The sequence below is a fragment of the Brachymonas sp. J145 genome, from assembly GCF_036312245.1.
Classification (GTDB): Bacteria; Pseudomonadota; Gammaproteobacteria; order Burkholderiales; family Burkholderiaceae_C; genus Brachymonas; species Brachymonas wangyanguii.
The window spans coordinates 43637-58452 of the sequence record NZ_JAZDCI010000002.1; the positions used below are offsets into that span (position 1 = coordinate 43637).

18 protein-coding genes and 1 tRNA gene are annotated in these 14816 nt (G+C 64.1%); 13 read left to right on the forward strand and 6 right to left on the reverse strand.

Translation table 11 applies throughout. The features are described 5' to 3' along the window. Position 1 precedes the first annotated feature (1 nt). From V1261_RS02495 to V1261_RS02505, 3 genes are all read left to right on the forward strand, one after another. Entirely contained in the window at positions 2-682 is a 681-nt protein-coding gene (locus tag V1261_RS02495; protein WP_329769863.1) for a helix-turn-helix transcriptional regulator, read from the forward strand. A gap of 103 nt (positions 683-785) precedes the next feature. Next, positions 786-1112, forward strand: a complete 327-nt coding sequence (locus tag V1261_RS02500) for a hypothetical protein (RefSeq protein ID WP_329769864.1) — start codon at positions 786-788, stop codon at positions 1110-1112. A gap of 31 nt (positions 1113-1143) precedes the next feature. Further along, on the forward strand, positions 1144-1470 hold the full coding sequence (locus V1261_RS02505) for a hypothetical protein (protein ID WP_329769865.1): 327 nt from the start codon (positions 1144-1146) through the stop codon (positions 1468-1470). An 89-nt stretch (positions 1471-1559) separates the two neighbouring features. Here the strand turns inward: V1261_RS02505 and V1261_RS02510 are convergent, their stop codons facing one another. From V1261_RS02510 to V1261_RS02525, 4 genes are all read right to left on the reverse strand, one after another. Continuing rightward, positions 1560-2012, reverse strand: coding sequence for a YbjN domain-containing protein (locus V1261_RS02510; protein WP_329769866.1), 453 nt, complete (start codon positions 2010-2012; stop codon positions 1560-1562). A 175-nt stretch (positions 2013-2187) separates the two neighbouring features. Continuing rightward, positions 2188-2264 (reverse strand) — tRNA-Val (locus tag V1261_RS02515). Positions 2265-2341: 77 nt separating this feature from the next. Beyond that, the gene (locus tag V1261_RS02520) at positions 2342-4609 is read right to left on the reverse strand and encodes a RelA/SpoT family protein (protein WP_329769867.1); all 2268 of its coding nucleotides are present in this window, start codon (positions 4607-4609) and stop codon (positions 2342-2344) included. A 38-nt stretch (positions 4610-4647) separates the two neighbouring features. Next, positions 4648-5610, reverse strand: coding sequence for an alpha/beta fold hydrolase (locus V1261_RS02525; protein ID WP_329769869.1), 963 nt, complete (start codon positions 5608-5610; stop codon positions 4648-4650). A 105-nt stretch (positions 5611-5715) separates the two neighbouring features. Between V1261_RS02525 and V1261_RS02530 the strand changes: the two genes are divergently transcribed. The 10 genes from V1261_RS02530 (at position 5716) to tolA (ending at position 14094) form a co-directional block, all read left to right on the forward strand. Then, complete coding sequence (locus V1261_RS02530; RefSeq protein WP_329769870.1) at positions 5716-6498, forward strand: 3-hydroxybutyrate dehydrogenase; 783 nt, start codon at positions 5716-5718, stop codon at positions 6496-6498. Positions 6499-6652: 154 nt separating this feature from the next. Then, positions 6653-7864, forward strand: a complete 1212-nt coding sequence (locus V1261_RS02535) for a multidrug effflux MFS transporter (protein WP_329769871.1) — start codon at positions 6653-6655, stop codon at positions 7862-7864. A 121-nt stretch (positions 7865-7985) separates the two neighbouring features. Next, complete coding sequence (gene ribBA, locus V1261_RS02540; protein ID WP_329769872.1) at positions 7986-9134, forward strand: bifunctional 3,4-dihydroxy-2-butanone-4-phosphate synthase/GTP cyclohydrolase II; 1149 nt, start codon at positions 7986-7988, stop codon at positions 9132-9134. A gap of 22 nt (positions 9135-9156) precedes the next feature. Beyond that, the gene (gene ribH / locus V1261_RS02545; protein WP_329769873.1) at positions 9157-9633 is read left to right on the forward strand and encodes a 6,7-dimethyl-8-ribityllumazine synthase; all 477 of its coding nucleotides are present in this window, start codon (positions 9157-9159) and stop codon (positions 9631-9633) included. 6 nt (positions 9634-9639) lie between these two features. Beyond that, complete coding sequence (nusB, locus tag V1261_RS02550; protein WP_436231776.1) at positions 9640-10203, forward strand: transcription antitermination factor NusB; 564 nt, start codon at positions 9640-9642, stop codon at positions 10201-10203. A gap of 14 nt (positions 10204-10217) precedes the next feature. Beyond that, entirely contained in the window at positions 10218-11396 is a 1179-nt protein-coding gene (locus V1261_RS02555; protein ID WP_329770117.1) for a pyridoxal phosphate-dependent aminotransferase, read from the forward strand. Positions 11397-11415: 19 nt separating this feature from the next. Continuing rightward, on the forward strand, positions 11416-11829 hold the full coding sequence (ybgC, locus tag V1261_RS02560) for a tol-pal system-associated acyl-CoA thioesterase (RefSeq protein WP_329770118.1): 414 nt from the start codon (positions 11416-11418) through the stop codon (positions 11827-11829). 22 nt (positions 11830-11851) lie between these two features. After that, positions 11852-12532: a protein TolQ gene (tolQ, locus tag V1261_RS02565; RefSeq protein ID WP_329769874.1), complete on the forward strand. Its 681-nt coding sequence runs from the start codon at positions 11852-11854 to the stop codon at positions 12530-12532. A gap of 12 nt (positions 12533-12544) precedes the next feature. Next, complete coding sequence (gene tolR, locus V1261_RS02570) at positions 12545-12976, forward strand: protein TolR (RefSeq protein WP_329769875.1); 432 nt, start codon at positions 12545-12547, stop codon at positions 12974-12976. Positions 12977-12984: 8 nt separating this feature from the next. After that, positions 12985-14094: a cell envelope integrity protein TolA gene (gene tolA / locus V1261_RS02575; RefSeq protein WP_329769876.1), complete on the forward strand. Its 1110-nt coding sequence runs from the start codon at positions 12985-12987 to the stop codon at positions 14092-14094. A 12-nt stretch (positions 14095-14106) separates the two neighbouring features. Here the strand turns inward: tolA and V1261_RS02580 are convergent, their stop codons facing one another. Both V1261_RS02580 and V1261_RS02585 read right to left on the reverse strand, forming a co-directional pair. Further along, positions 14107-14469, reverse strand: coding sequence for a HepT-like ribonuclease domain-containing protein (locus V1261_RS02580; protein WP_329769877.1), 363 nt, complete (start codon positions 14467-14469; stop codon positions 14107-14109). Beyond that, positions 14466-14756, reverse strand: coding sequence for a nucleotidyltransferase family protein (locus tag V1261_RS02585; RefSeq protein ID WP_329769878.1), 291 nt, complete (start codon positions 14754-14756; stop codon positions 14466-14468). Before V1261_RS02585 ends, V1261_RS02580 begins: the two co-directional genes overlap by 4 nt. Positions 14757-14816: the final 60 nt, after the last annotated feature.

Consider the following 14816-nt stretch of genomic DNA (forward strand, 5'->3'; position numbering starts at 1 on the left):
CATGGAACGTTCCGTCCGTCTTTCCCGCATCCAGGCCCTGATGAGCCGGGCCACCGGCGTGACCCTGGCCCAGCTCATGGCCGATCTGGAAGTCTCGCGTGCCACCATCCACCGGGACCTGGAGCTGATGCGCAGCCAGATGAACACGCCCATCGTCTGGAACCGGGATACCGGCACCTACCATATCGATCCCGAACAAGGCTTTGGCGTGCCCAGCCGCATGCTGCCCGGCATCTGGCTCAAGCCGGCGCAGGCCTATGCCTTCCTGACGCTGAACAACATGGTCGAGAAGATCGCGCCGCAGCTGCTGGGGCCGTTCGTCTGGCCCATGCGGGACATGCTCAAGCGCATGCTGTTCGAGACTGAGTACCCCATGCACCGCCTGGACAAGAAGATCGCCATCGAGATGCCAGGCGTGCCGGAGCTGTCAGACCTGACATTCACCACGCTGATCGATGGCCTGCTGCGCGAACAGCCATTGCGCATCACGCTGAAAACGACGGAAGGCGCACCTCCTCCCATCATCAGTGGCACGCCCACCCAGCTGCGCATCCGGCACGATGGCTGGCAGCTGCAGCTGGAGACCGCGCCGGCACAGGAGCAGCAGGTGGATCTGCGCGATGTACTGGATGTCGCCCTGGTGCAGCCCGCCAGGCGCCAGCCCTCTGCACCGTCAACGTAGACGGCCTTCATTCCCCCCTGAATCCACCCAGCGCGAACCCCGCGCCAGCATGGTGCTGCCCGTCAGCGCCCGCCCTGCTGCATTCTTTTTTTAGGAAAACCTCATGCAAGCCATCATCGCCTATCTGGTCGGACTGTTCATCATTACGCCCCTGATCATCAACATCACCGGCCTCGTATTCGCAAAAATCGCCGCGGAAGAAGCCTCCCGGACCTTGCTGGTAATCGGAGCCGGCATAGGTGCCGTGGCCAGCTACCTGATCCTGAAACCCTGGTTCGGCATCATGGACACCAGCTTTCCGTGGTACGCCTACCTGATCTGCATGACACCCGTCATCCTGAATGATCTTCACCGCATTGGCCGCGGGTCAAATCCCGATTACCTGATGGCGCTATTGGTGGGTATGGGTGTTGCCCTGGCGGTTTTCTGAGAGCACGTATTTGAATCAACAGGAGAAAGACATGAAACCAGCACCATACCGTCACACCAGTCTTGATGAGGAGATGGACGAATACCCATCAGAGGGTCCTCTGAGCAGCCATATGGGGCCGCATCTCGAGAAGCTGATGAATGCCTTGCAAGAAGCCAGCCGGCATTTGATCCAGGCATCCGACGCGGCAGAGGATCTGCGTCGGGATCTTCGCATGCAGTTCCATATCCGCTCTCGCGGCCTGCATTCCGATGCCAACAAGACCTGCCAGTTTGTCGAGATGGCAAAGGCCACACTGGCTCGCAGTACGGCCGCTGCCTATGCTCAACTCGAGGCCATCGGGCAGTACCGTGACTGACATCCTGGCCAGTCACACGGGAGCAGACAAGAAAAAGGCACCTGGCGCATCAGCCCCAGGTGCCTGTCTGTCCGTATGGCAGCAAGCGCTTATTCGTCGCCCACCAGCACCTCATTGCGCCAGACGCTGAACGAGATATTGCTGGTTTTCAGGAAGCTCACGATACGCGCCTGCGTCACGCCACCTTCCAGATCCAGGTCGAGTTCCAGCACCGGGTCGTTTTCGTCATCCAGGTAGCTGCGGGAGTATTTCTTGGTGCGGTTCCAGCTGTTGATGCGGCTCAGCGGCACGTTCCGGTCAAACGAGGCACGGAACAGGATCGATTCCTTGTCCTTGGGAATCAGCAGCAACGCCGAATAGCCATCGATTTTCCAGACCAGATCGCCATCCTTGTCGACGGTGTAGCTGTAGCCTTCCTGTTTCATGATGGATTCCAGCTGCGCGGTCGATGTCTTGCTGACCACGGCCTGCGCCTGGGCAGTGCCGGCTACGCCCAGCATCAGGGCCAGTGCGGCCAGCATGGTGAAGAAACGGTTTTTCATGTTATCTGCTCCCTGTCAACGTGTATGAATGCCAAGCATGGGCATGCCCTAGCAGCAAGCGCACAGTATAGGGACTGCCACAGCGGATAGTAACACCAAGCCCTGCATGACAGGGAAAATCCGGCCTTCAGACAATAAAAAAGCACCCAATTTTTACATTGGGTGCTTTCTATATTGGTAGGCGCGACTAGATTCGAACTAGCGACCCCCACCATGTCAAGGTGGTGCTCTAACCAACTGAGCTACGCGCCTGAAACTTGTTCAGAAGTGAGATTATAGACCGGATTTTTGCGTTTGTGCAAGACGTGCGGTCAACTTTCCACATTTTTTCATCGACGGCGCGCGCCATGCACCCCTGGCAGTCCCTGCAAGGCGTGCAGCACCTTGCCCAGCTTGTGCGTATCGCTCACCTGCACCGTCATGGTCATGTGCGTGATGCCCTTGCTGACATCATTGTGCATGCCCAGCACCGGCATCTTCTCGGCGGCAAACAGCTCGCTGATGTCGCGCAGCAGGCCGGTACGCGCATTGGCCTGGATCAGCACGTCCACCGGGTACTGCCCGGCCGTGCTGTCAGATCCTTCCCACTCCACATCGATACAGCGTTCGGGATGATCGCGCACCATGCTGCGGTAGTTGGCGCAATCCAGCCGGTGTACGCTCACGCCCTTGCCGCGCGTGACAAAGCCGCCAATCGCATCAGGTGGTGCCGGCTTGCAGCACTTGCCGAGCTGCGTCAGCAGCGACCCCATGCCCACCACCAGCACGCCACCCTTTTGGCCGGCACGCCGGGCGCGTTCGCCCATGGCGGTGGTCTTCTGCAGCACCACCTCATCCTCGGTCAGTTGTGGTGCCTGCGGCTTGAGCACGGCCTCGATATTGCGCAGCGAGAACTCGTCCTTGCCCACCACCTCGAACAGCGCATCCGGGCTGTCAAAACCCAACTGCTCGGCCAGATGCACCAGGTTGGTCGAGGTCTTGCCTTCGCGCTGCAGCAGTTTTTCCACCGCCTCGCGGCCGCGCGCCACGGTTTCCTGCGTGATCTGCGCGTTGTACCAGGCACGCACCTTGGCACGCGCGCGGTTGCTGACCAGATAGCCCTGCTCCGGATTCAGCCAGTCGCGTGACGGGCCACCTTCCTTGACGGTGACGACTTCCACCGTCTGGCCGCTCTGCAATTTGGTCTGCAGCGGCACCATCTGGCCGTCCACGCGTGCACCACGGCAGCGGTGGCCGACACTAGTATGCACCGCATAGGCAAAGTCCACCGGCGTGGCCCCCTGCGGCAACTCGACAATCGCGGCATCGGGCGTCAGCACATAGATGCGGTCTTCCAGCAAGGCATGCTGGGTGCCGGCGCTTGGGCCTCCGGGCTGCTCACTGCCAGTCTGGGCAAAATCACGCTCCCAGGCCAGCAGCTGGCGCAGCGCTGCGATCTTGCTGTCGTAGCTGCTGTTGGCGCTGTGGCCGGCATAGCCCTTGGCTCCGGCTTCCTTGTAGGCCCAATGCGCCGCCACGCCGGTTTCGGCATGGTCGTGCATCGCCTGGGTGCGGATCTGGATCTCCAGCGGCCGCCTCGGATGGCCCTCCTCGGCATGCATCACCACCGTATGCAGCGACTGATAGCCGTTGGCCTTGGGCTTGACGATGTAGTCATCGAATTCGGACGGCACCGCCTCGAAAGTGCTGTGCACCCAGCTCAGTGCCGCATAGCAGTCCTTCAGCTCCGGCACGATGACGCGCAGCGCCATCACGTCGTAGATGTGGTCAAACTCCAGCTTCTTGCCGCGCATCTTCTTGACGATGCTGTAGATGTGCTTGGGCCGCGCCTGCAGGCTGGCGCTGATACCCTGGCCCAGCAGGCCCTCATGCACCTGCATGCGCAGGCGCTCCACGCGCTGCTCGCGCTCGACGCGCTTCTCGTCCAGCAGTCGCGCCACATCGCGGTAGACATCGGGCTCGAGAAAGCGGAACGCCAGGTCTTCCAGCTCCCACTTGATCTGCCAGATACCGAGCCGGTTGGCCAGCGGTGCCAGCACATGCAGCGATTCGTAGGCCATGGCATACGGGCATTCGCTCTTGCTGGCGGCAAAGTGGCGCAGCGTCTGCAGCCGCGATGCCAGCCGCAGCAGCAGCACGCGCAGGTCGCGCGAGAACGCCAGCAGCATCTTGCGCACCGCCTCGAGCTGGCTCGACATGTCGGCGACCTGGTCGCGACCCTGTTCGCGGTGGTGCTTCTGCAGCTGCATCAGGCGCATCGCCTGCAGCACCAGCTCGGTGTATTCCTGGCCAAAGTTCTGGCCGATGATGTCCTCGGGCTTGCTCAGGTGCGAGGCGGTATAGATCAGGTAGGACGCCGCCTGCAGCGCCGGCGCACCCCCCATCTGTTCCAGGATGCGCGCCATGCCATCGGCATGCTGCAGTTCGTTCTCGCCGGTGCCCAGCTTGCTGTTGGCCAGCAGCGGCGCGGCAAAATGGCGCGCCCGCGTCAGGATGTCTGCCGATTCCGGCAGCATGTCCGAGGCGGCCTGCACCACGTCCGACACCCCCTGTCCCGGCTGGGGCAAGGGTGGGACGGGATTCTGTCCAGTGTTCATGTCTTTCTTCAGGGTGCCGCTGCGGCACAAAAAAAATATCAGGCAGCCTGGGCTTCAGGCTCCGGCAAGGGGTTCAGCAGGAAACCGGTGACGGCATCACGCTGGTCCTGCGCCACGATGGTGGGCGCATGGCCAACGCCGGCAAACTCGACCAGTTGGGCGCGCGGGCCGCGCTGCCGCATGGCCTGCGCGGTTTCGTGCGGCAGCAGATCGGAATCGGCACCGCGCAGCAGCAGCAGCGGCGCCTGGATCGCGTCGTACATCTGCCACAGCATGGCCTCGCCCTGCGCCCAGGCGTCCTGGCTGATATCGCCAAAGGCACGGCCAATCGCCGGATCATAATGCTGACGCCAGCCGCCCTGCGGGTGCGGCATCAGCTGCGCCTGGTTCAATTGCGTCCATTCCTCATCCGAATGCGGGCCAAAGGCGGCAAAGCGTTCACGCAGATGCGCCACTGCCTCTGCCTCACTGGCGAAATGACCGGTGTCGCCCACATAGCTGCCGATGCGGCTCAGCGCCTGCCAGGACAGCGTCGGGCCCACATCATTCAGCACCATGCGGCTGAAGTGCGGCACGCCCTGCGGCCAGACCGGCATTGCCTGCGCCGCCGTCATGCCCAAGCCGATCAGGCCGCCCATGCTGGTACCGACCCAGTCGAGACGGGTGATGGGAGCCTGCTGCTGCAAGTGCGCCAGCAGCTGCAGCATGGCGCCCACGTAAACCGGTACCTGGTACAGCGTGTGGTCACGCAGCCATTCGCTCTGGCCACGACCGGCAATGTCCGGGCAGATGATGCGCAGTGGCGGCAGACCACGCGCAGCGGCATCGGCCAGCAGCGTCTGGGCCAGCGCGTCAAAGTCGCGGCCCTGACGCGTCAGGCCGTGCACACAGACCACCACGTGCGCGGCATCAGGCTGGCCCCACTGCCACCAGGCCTGCCGGAAGGCCTGCGGCCCTGCGTTGCAAACCATGTGATGAAGGGCGGGTGCCGATGTCGTCATGTTGTCTCCTCGCTCGCCGTAGGGATGCCAATAATCTGGCCCCGCGGCGCTGTTATGATGATTTTTGATACTACCTGATATTCACCTATTTGCGAGGAGAGACACATGTTGAAAGGCAAGACGGCATTGGTTACCGGTTCCACCAGCGGCATCGGTCTGGGCATTGCCAAATCACTGGCGGCCCAGGGTGCCAACGTGGTACTGAACGGTTTTGGCGATGCCGACGGGCCGCAGCGCGAAGTACTGGAAGCCGGTCGTGACCACGGCGTGCGCGTGGCCTACCACGGCGCCGACATGAGCAAGCCGGACCAGATCGAAGCCATGATGCAGTTTGCCGCGCAGGAATTCGGCCGCGTCGACATCCTGGTCAACAACGCCGGCATCCAGCACGTGTCCAACATCGAATCCTTCCCGGTCGAAAAGTGGGACGCCATCATCGCCATCAACCTGAGCAGCGCCTTCCACACCATGCGCCTGGCACTGCCGGCCATGCAGCAGGCCGGCTGGGGCCGCATCATCAACGTGGCCTCCATCCACGGCCTGGTGGCATCGGCCGGCAAGACCGCCTACGTCGCCGCCAAGCACGGCATTGTCGGCATGACCAAGGCCGTGGCACTGGAAAACGCCCAGAACGGCGTGACCTGCAACGCAATCTGCCCGGGCTGGGTGCTGACCCCGCTGGTGCAAAAGCAGATCGATGATCGCGCTGCCGCACAAGGCATCAGCGTGGAGCAGGCACAAAAGGACCTGCTGGGCGAAAAGGAACCCTCGCTGCGCTTCACCACGCCCGAAGAGCTGGGCGCGCTAGCGGTGTTCTTCTGCTCGCCGGCCGGCAACAACATCGTGGGTGCGGCCTGGAACATGGACGGCGGCTGGACGGCGCAGTAATCCGGCAGCACTCCTGGCAGGCTGTGGCCTGCCCCGGACGGCATGCGGTCATTGACGGCATGCCGTTTTTCTGGCCCGCTGATCTCCGACTGGCGTTACAGCGCATTGCAACTGCGTCCCGTTTGCGCGCGCCATTCCCGGCTACATTCACGGGATGTCCTTTTATTTCCGCATGCTGCTATTGCTGTCGGCGCTGACCATGGTCGGCCCGCTGGCGATCGACGCCTACCTGCCCGCGTTCCGTTCGATCCGGGCCGATCTCGGCACCACCGATGTGCTGATGCAGCAGACGCTCAGCCTGTTCCTCTACGCCATGGCCGGCATGATGCTGTTCTATGGCACGCTGTCCGATGCCTTTGGCCGGCGCAAGGTGATCCTGGGCTCGCTGGTGCTCTACACCTTGGCCTCGATTGGTGCGGCATTCAGTCCGAGCATCGAATGGCTGCTGGCTTTCCGCGTGCTGCAAGGGCTGGGATCGGGCGGTGGCGGTGTCGTTGGCCGTGCCGTGGTGCGCGACCTGTTCCACGGCCCGGATGCGCAGCGCATGATGTCGCACATGACCATGGTGTTTGGCCTGGCGCCGGCGCTGGCGCCCATCATGGGCGGCTGGCTCGAGGTGCACCTGGGCTGGCGCTGGATTTTCGGTGCTTCGGCGGTCTTCGGCGCGCTGCTGCTGGTGCTGTGCTGGCGCTATCTGCCGGAAAGCCTGCCGGAGGAAAAACGCCAGCCATTCAAGGCCTCGCAGCTGGCGCGCGGCTATCTGTCCTCGGTCACCCACCTGCGCTTCATGCTGCTGGTGTTCCTGATGGCGCTGGCCTTTGCCGGCTTCTCGCTCTACGTCGGCTCGGCTGCACACTTCATCATGGATCTGCTGCACCTGGAGGAAACCGATTTCGGCTGGATGTTCATCCCGCTGGTCGGCGGCCTGATCACCGGCTCGGCGCTGGCCGCGCGGCTGGCGACGCGGCTGACACGGCGCCGCTTCGTCGTGCTGGCCTACTGGATCACCGGCCTGGGTGTAGCCCTCAACCTGGGCTACAACCTGTGGGCCGGTCCGGCCATCAGCGTGCCCTGGGCGGTGCTGCCGCTGTTTGCCTATTCCTTTGGCCTGTCCTTCCTCACGCCCAGCGTGACCATGGCGGCGATGGACTACTTTCCGCGCAACCAGGGCATGGCGGCATCGATGCAGTCCTTTGTGCAGATGTCGGTGTTTGCCACGGTGGCCGGCTTTGTCGTGCCGCTGCTATTTGGCAGCGGGCTGAAGCTGGCGATCGGCATGGCCAGCGTCTGGGGCGCCAGCCTGCTGCTGCTGTGGACCTTCATGGCGCTGCAGGCGGCACAGCGCCGACAAGACGGCCAAGGCTGACGAGGCCCCATCGCCAGCAGGGAGCCAGCGCCAAATGGCTGGCGCTGGCAGCCCAATGCGCGATAATAGGGAAATACCCCTCCCAGCAGCGCCCAACGCGGGCGCCCACTTGAAGATACCCATGACCGATACTTCCCGTGCGCCGGCCGATGCCGTGCTCGCTCCCATCTCCCCCGTGGCCGATATCGTGGCCGACATGCGCGCGGGCAAGATGGTGATCCTGATCGATGACGAAGACCGCGAAAACGAAGGTGACCTGATCCTGGCCGCCGACCATGTCACGCCCGAAGCCATCAACTTCATGGCACGCTATGGCCGCGGCCTGATCTGCCTGACGCTGACGCGCGAGCGCTGCCAGCACCTGGGCCTGTCGCCGATGACGACTAACAACGGCACCGTCTACGCCACCGCCTTCACCGTCTCCATCGAGGCCGCCGAAGGCGTCACCACCGGCATCTCCGCCGCTGACCGTGCCCGCACCGTGCAGGCCGCCGTGGCACCCGATGCCAAGGCCAGCGATCTGGTGCAGCCTGGCCATATCTTCCCGCTGCAGGCGGTGGATGGTGGCGTGCTGATGCGCGCCGGCCATACCGAAGCCGGCTGCGACCTGGCCAGCATGGCCGGCACCAGCCCGTCCGCCGTGATCTGCGAGATCATGAACGATGACGGCACCATGGCGCGCCTGCCCGACCTGCAGAAATTTGCCGCCGAGCACGGCCTGAAGATCGGCACCATTGCCGACCTGATCGAGCACCGCAGCCGCACCGAATCCATGATCCGCAAGATGGCCAGCCGCAAGCTGATGACGGCGCACGGCGAATTCATGGCGCACGCCTACCAGGACCTGCCGAGCGGCAACCTGCATCTGGCGCTGGTCAAGGGCAGTTGGGACGAGGCCGACGAAGTGCCGGTGCGCGTGCACGAGCCGCTGTCGGTGCTGGACGCACTCGAGGTCGATCGCCAGCTGCACAGCTGGAGCCTGGAAGACAGTCTGCGCTACATCCACGCCCAGCAGCGCGGCGTGGTGGTGCTGCTGAACTGCGGCGAAAGCGCCGAGCAGCTGCTAGCCCAGTTCAACGGTACGGCGCAACCCAGCGTGGCCCCGGGCAACCGCAGCCACGACCTGCGCAGCTACGGCATTGGCGCCCAGGTGCTGCGCGAGTGCGGCGTGCGCAAAATCAACATCATGGGCAAGTCGCGCCGCATGCCGAGCATGGCCGGCTACGACCTGGAAGTGGTCGGCTTCACCTCCCCGCCCAGCCAGTCCTGAACCCTATCTGAGAGAAACATCCATGAAAGACGCCAACAAGGGCTCCCCCGAAATCACCAGCCAGCTGGATGGCAAGAAGCTGCGCATCGGCATCGTGCAGGCCCGCTGGAACGCCGACATCACCGACACCCTGACCGAAGCCTGCCTGTCCGAGTTGATGGAGCTGGGAGTCAAGGCCAAGCACGTCACCTTGGTGCAGGTGCCAGGTGCACTGGAAGTGCCGCTGGCGCTGCAGGCGCTGGCCGACCGCTCCGGCTACGACGCGCTGATCGCGCTGGGCTGCATCATCCGCGGCGAGACATACCACTTCGAGCTGGTGGCCAATGAATCCGGTGCCGGCGTCACGCGTGTGTCGCTGGACCATGCGCTGCCGATTGCCAACGCCATCCTGACGGTCGAGAACCTGGAGCAGGCCCAGGCACGCCAGGTCGAAAAAGGCGTTGATGCTGCCCGCGTGGCCGTGGAAATGGCGCTGCTGATGCAAACCATGGCAAGTTGATCCACCATGCAGACTCCTGATACCCCCGATACCCCGCAAACGCCGGAACAGGCGCTGGCGGCCTCACTGCAGCCGCAACAAGCGCAACAGAAACCGGCCAAGACGGCCGGCAAGCCGCGCAGCAAAAGCGGCAAGTCTCCGCGCAGTCTGGCACGCGAATTCACCGTGCAGGCACTCTACCAGTACCTGGTCGGCAAGAACGATGCCGCCGCGATTGACGCCTTCACGCGCGACCTGAGCGGTTTCCACAAATGCGATCTGGCGCATTTCGACGCACTGTTCCACGGCTGCGTGGCCGAGGCCGAACAGCTGGACGCCCTGATCACGCCGCAGCTGGACCGCAGCTGGCCGGAAATCTCCCCGATCGAACATGCCGTGATGTGGATCGGCGTGTATGAGTTCCAGCATTGTCTGGACGTGCCGTGGCGCGTCGTGCTCAATGAGTGCATCGAGCTGGCCAAGTCCTTTGGCGGTACCGATGGCCACAAGTACGTCAACGGCATCCTGCATGCGCTGGCCGGCCAGCTGCGTGCCACCGAGGTCGAGCACGACCGCAAACCGCGCGCATGAGCAGCCCCGCCGCCCTGCGGCTGGCCGAGCGCGCCCGCCATATCGAGCCCTTTCATGTGATGGAAATCGCCAAGGCGGCGCAGGCGCTGCAGGCCCGGCTGCCGGCTGGTGCCGATCCGATGCTCTACCTGAACATCGGCGAGCCGGATTTCACCGCCGCACCGCTGGTGGCCGAAGCCGCGCAGCGCTGCATCCGTGACGGCCAGACCCAGTACACCGCTGCCAACGGCCTGCCGGCACTGCGCAAGCGCATCAGCCAGTGGTACGCCGACCGTTTTGGCCTGCAGATTGACCCGGATCGCATCGTCGTCACCGCCGGTGCCTCGGCCGCGCTGCAACTGGTCTGCCTGGCACTGATCCAGTCCGGCGACGAGATCCTGATGCCGGACCCGAGCTACCCGTGCAACCGCCACTTTGTCAGCGTTGCCGGTGGCACGCCACGCATGATCCCGGCCACAGCGGAACAGCGCTTCCAGCTCAGCGCGCAGCAGGTGCTGCAGCACTGGACCGATGCCACACGCGGCGTCATGCTGGCCTCGCCGTCCAACCCGACCGGCACCTCGATTGCGCCGCAGGAACTGCGTGCCATCCACGAGGTGGTCAAGGCCCGTGGCGGCGTCACCATCGTGGACGAGATCTACCTGGGCCTGAGCTACGACGATGCCTACAGCCACAGCGCGCTGGCAATCGATGACAACATCATCAGCATCAACAGCTTCAGCAAGTATTTCTGCATGACCGGCTGGCGCCTGGGCTGGCTGGTGCTGCCGCCGGCACTGGCACGCCAGGTCGAACTGCTGGCGCAGCACCTGTTCATCTGCGCCAGCACGGTATCGCAGCATGCGGCACTGGCCTGCTTCGAACCGGAGAGCCTGGCGCTGTACGAGCAGCGCCGCGCCGAATTCCGCGCACGCCGCGACTGGTTCGTGCCACAGTTGCAGGCTCTCGGCCTGGACGTGCCGGTGATGCCCGATGGTGCCTTTTACGCCTGGGCCGATTGCAGTCCCTGGTTCGAACGGCTGGGCGTGGACAACAGCTGGGACGCGACTTTTGCCCTGATGCAGCGCGCCCATATCGTGGCCACGCCGGGGCGTGATTTCGGCACCGCCGATACCAGCCGCTTCCTGCGTTTTTCTACTGCCAGCGCCCTGCCGCTGCTGCAACAGGCGATCACCCGCCTGCAGCAGCTGTAACCGACTGCTGCACCGCAACATCATGTTTCACTTTGCCATCCGCGTTTACTGGGAAGACACCGATGCCGGCGGCATCGTCTTCTATGCTAACTACCTGAAATTCTTCGAGCGGGCACGCACCGAATGGCTGCGCGCCAAGGGCATCGAACAGCAGGCGCTGCGCGAGCAGACCGGCGGCATGTTCGTGGTCACCGGCACCGAAATGAAGTACCACCGTCCGGCACGACTGGACGATGTGCTCTGCGTCAGTGCCACACCGCTGCAGCTGGGCCGCGCCTCGGTCGTGATCGGCCAGAGTGCGCGCCTGGGTGCCCCGGACGGGCCGCTGCTGTGCGAAGGCACTATCCGCATCGGCTGGGTGAATGCCGAGCGCATGCAGTCGGCCCGCATGCCGGCCGATCTGCTGCAGGCACTCGAGGATGGCACCGCCTGAGGGCGGCCAACAAGGGAATGGAATGAACAACGACATGAATATCCTGCAGCTGGTGCTGAATGCCAGCTGGATCGTGCAGGCCGTGATGGCGGTACTGCTGGTGGTATCGGTGGCCAGCTGGGCCGCGATTTTTGCCAAGATCGGCCAGCTGCGCCGCTCGCGCACGCAAAACGCCGAATTTGACCGCAACTTCTGGTCTGGCAAGGGCCTGCAGGAATTGCACGCCGCCGCCAGCCAGAACGCCAAATTGGCCGGTCCGCTGGAACGCATGTTCGCCAGCGGCATGCGCGAATTCCTCAAGCAGCGCGAGCGCCAGGTGGACGATGCCACCACGCTGGACGGCACGCGCCGCGCCATGCGCGCCAGCTACCAGCGCGAGCTGGATACGCTGGAAGGCAAGCTGTCCTTCCTGGCTTCGGTCGGCTCCATTTCGCCCTATATCGGCCTGTTTGGCACGGTCTGGGGCATCATGCACGCCTTTACCGGCCTGTCGGCCATGGAACAGGTGACGCTGGCCAGCGTCGCGCCCGGCATCGCCGAAGCCCTGGTGGCCACCGCACTCGGCCTGTTCGCCGCGATTCCGGCGGTGCTGGCCTACAACCATTTCAGCCGCGATATCGATCGCCAGTCGGTGGCCATGGAAACCTTTGCCGAGGAGTTCCTCAACATCCTGCAGCGCCAGAGCCACGCTGCGGCGCACTGAGCGGAGCCTGTCATGCCCGGATTTGCGCCCCGCCACCGTCGCCGCCGTGCCATGAACGAGATCAACATGGTCCCGTTCATCGACGTGATGCTGGTGCTGCTGATCATCTTCATGGTCACCGCGCCGATGATCCAGCCTTCACGCGTCGATCTGCCCAGTGTCGGCAGCAGCGCCAGCCAGCAGCAGGACGCGGTGCGCATAGTGCTGACGGCAGACGGTGCCATCAGCGTTGGCCGTGATCGCCAGGGCCAGCCGCAGACCGTGACAACAACCGATCTGGCCAGCGCCGTGCAGGCGGCCCAGGCCGGCCAGGCCGATGTGCCGGTGCTGATCAGCGCCGACAAGACGCTGCAATACGACAGCGTGATGCAAGTCTACAGCCAGCTGAAACAGGCCGGCGTGCAGCGCATAGCGCTGGCAGTACAGCCGGTCGCGGCGCGCTGATCCGGGACATGAACAGCCTGCAGATGTCTCATGCGCAGCTGATGCCGCCGGCCACGCCACGGCGCGGCCTGCCGCTGCTGGGTGCGCTGCTGGTGCATGGCACGCTGATCGGCCTGCTGGCGCTGGGATTGCAATGGAAGACCGCCCCGCAGGACAGTGGCTTTGTTGCCGAAATCTGGGATGCGCAGCCAGAGCAGGAAGGGGCACGAGGCGATGCCGGCCCGCCGCCGGAGCAGCCGCCAGCTGCGGCTCCCAGCCCCGCTGAACTGCAGGCGCAAGCCGCTGCAGCACAACGCCAGGCCGAACAACGCCAGCAGGCGGCCGCCGAGCGCGCCGCGGCTGCCCAGCAGCGTCAGGCCGAAGCAGCTGAAGCACGCAAGGCAGCACAAGCCGAGGGCCAGGCCGCCGCCGCGCAGGCACACGCGCAAGCCCAACGCGATGCCGACATCGCCGAACGCCGCCGCAAGGAACAGGAACAGCGCCAGGCCGATGCCCGCAAGCAGCAGGAACAGCAACGCCAGCAGGCGGCGCGTGACAAGGCCGAGGCCGAGCGCAAGCAGGCAGAAGCACGCAAACAGCAGGAGCAACAGCGCCAGCAGGCCGCCCGAGACAAGGCCGAAGCCGACCGCAAGCAGGCAGAGGCGCGCAAACAGCAACAAGCCGCAGCCGCCACGGCAGAAAAACGCAAGGCCGATGCCGCCGCTGCTGCGCGCGCGCGCGCCGATGCAGCAGACCATGCCGCGCAGATGGCGCGGTTACAGGCACAGGCGGGTGGCAGCGGATCAGGCACTGGCTCTGCCCAGGCCAAGGGCACCCAGGGCGGTGGACAGGCCGCACGCAGCAGGGGCGGGCCGTCGGCCGGCTACGCCGCAAAAGTCCGCGCCAAGGTACGTCCCAACATCATCTACAACGATTACGATCGCGACAATCCGCGCACCGACATCGAGGTACGTGCCGCCCCTGACGGCACCATCATCGGTCGCCGCATCGTCCGCCCAAGCGGGATCAAGGCCTGGGACCAGGCCGCCCTGCGCGCGGTAGACCGCACGCGCACCCTGCCCAAGGATGTGGATGGTAGCGTGCCGGCCACCATTGTGCTGGAGCTTCGGCCGGGTTGATCCCTGCCGCGATCAGGCCTGCTGAAGGGCTGCCTGGTGCACAGCCGGCAAGTCACCCAGGAGTTGTGGCAAGGCCAGCTGTACCGTATCCCAGACCACCTCCAGATTGATATCAAAGTAGCCGTGAGCGATGCGATTGCGCATGCCCCGCATGTTGCGCCAGGGAATGCTGGCATTCTGGGCAGCAAAACCCGGATAGGCATACATAACCTTGGTCGCCGCTTCGCCCAGAATAATCAGGCTCATGATGACGGCTTGCTGGGTGCGCTTGTCCTGCAGAAAGTCATCCTTGCCCAGCCCTTCCACGAAAGAGCAGGCATCTGCAGCCGCCTGCTGCATGTGCTGGACATAATCCGGCAAGCGGTTCTGGCTCATACCGGCTGTGCCTCGGACAAGACAGCGGCGCGGAATTTCGCTGGCAGGTCGCCTGGCGTCAGCACATCAACCTGCACGCCCAGGATTTGCTGTACTTCGTCCTGAAAACCGCCCAGATCAAACAGGGTCACGCCCGGCTGCACTTCCACCAGCAGATCCAGATCGCTGCCATCTGCATCAGTGCCGTGCAGCACCGAACCGAATACGCGCGGATGCGACATGCGGAAGCGCCGTGCTGCGGCCAGTACGGCCTGACGTTGGTGGCGAAGGGCTACAGAGGGGCGCATGGGACCAATCCGGACTATGACTGCCATAGATGAGCAAAAACAGTAGCAATGCTATTGTTT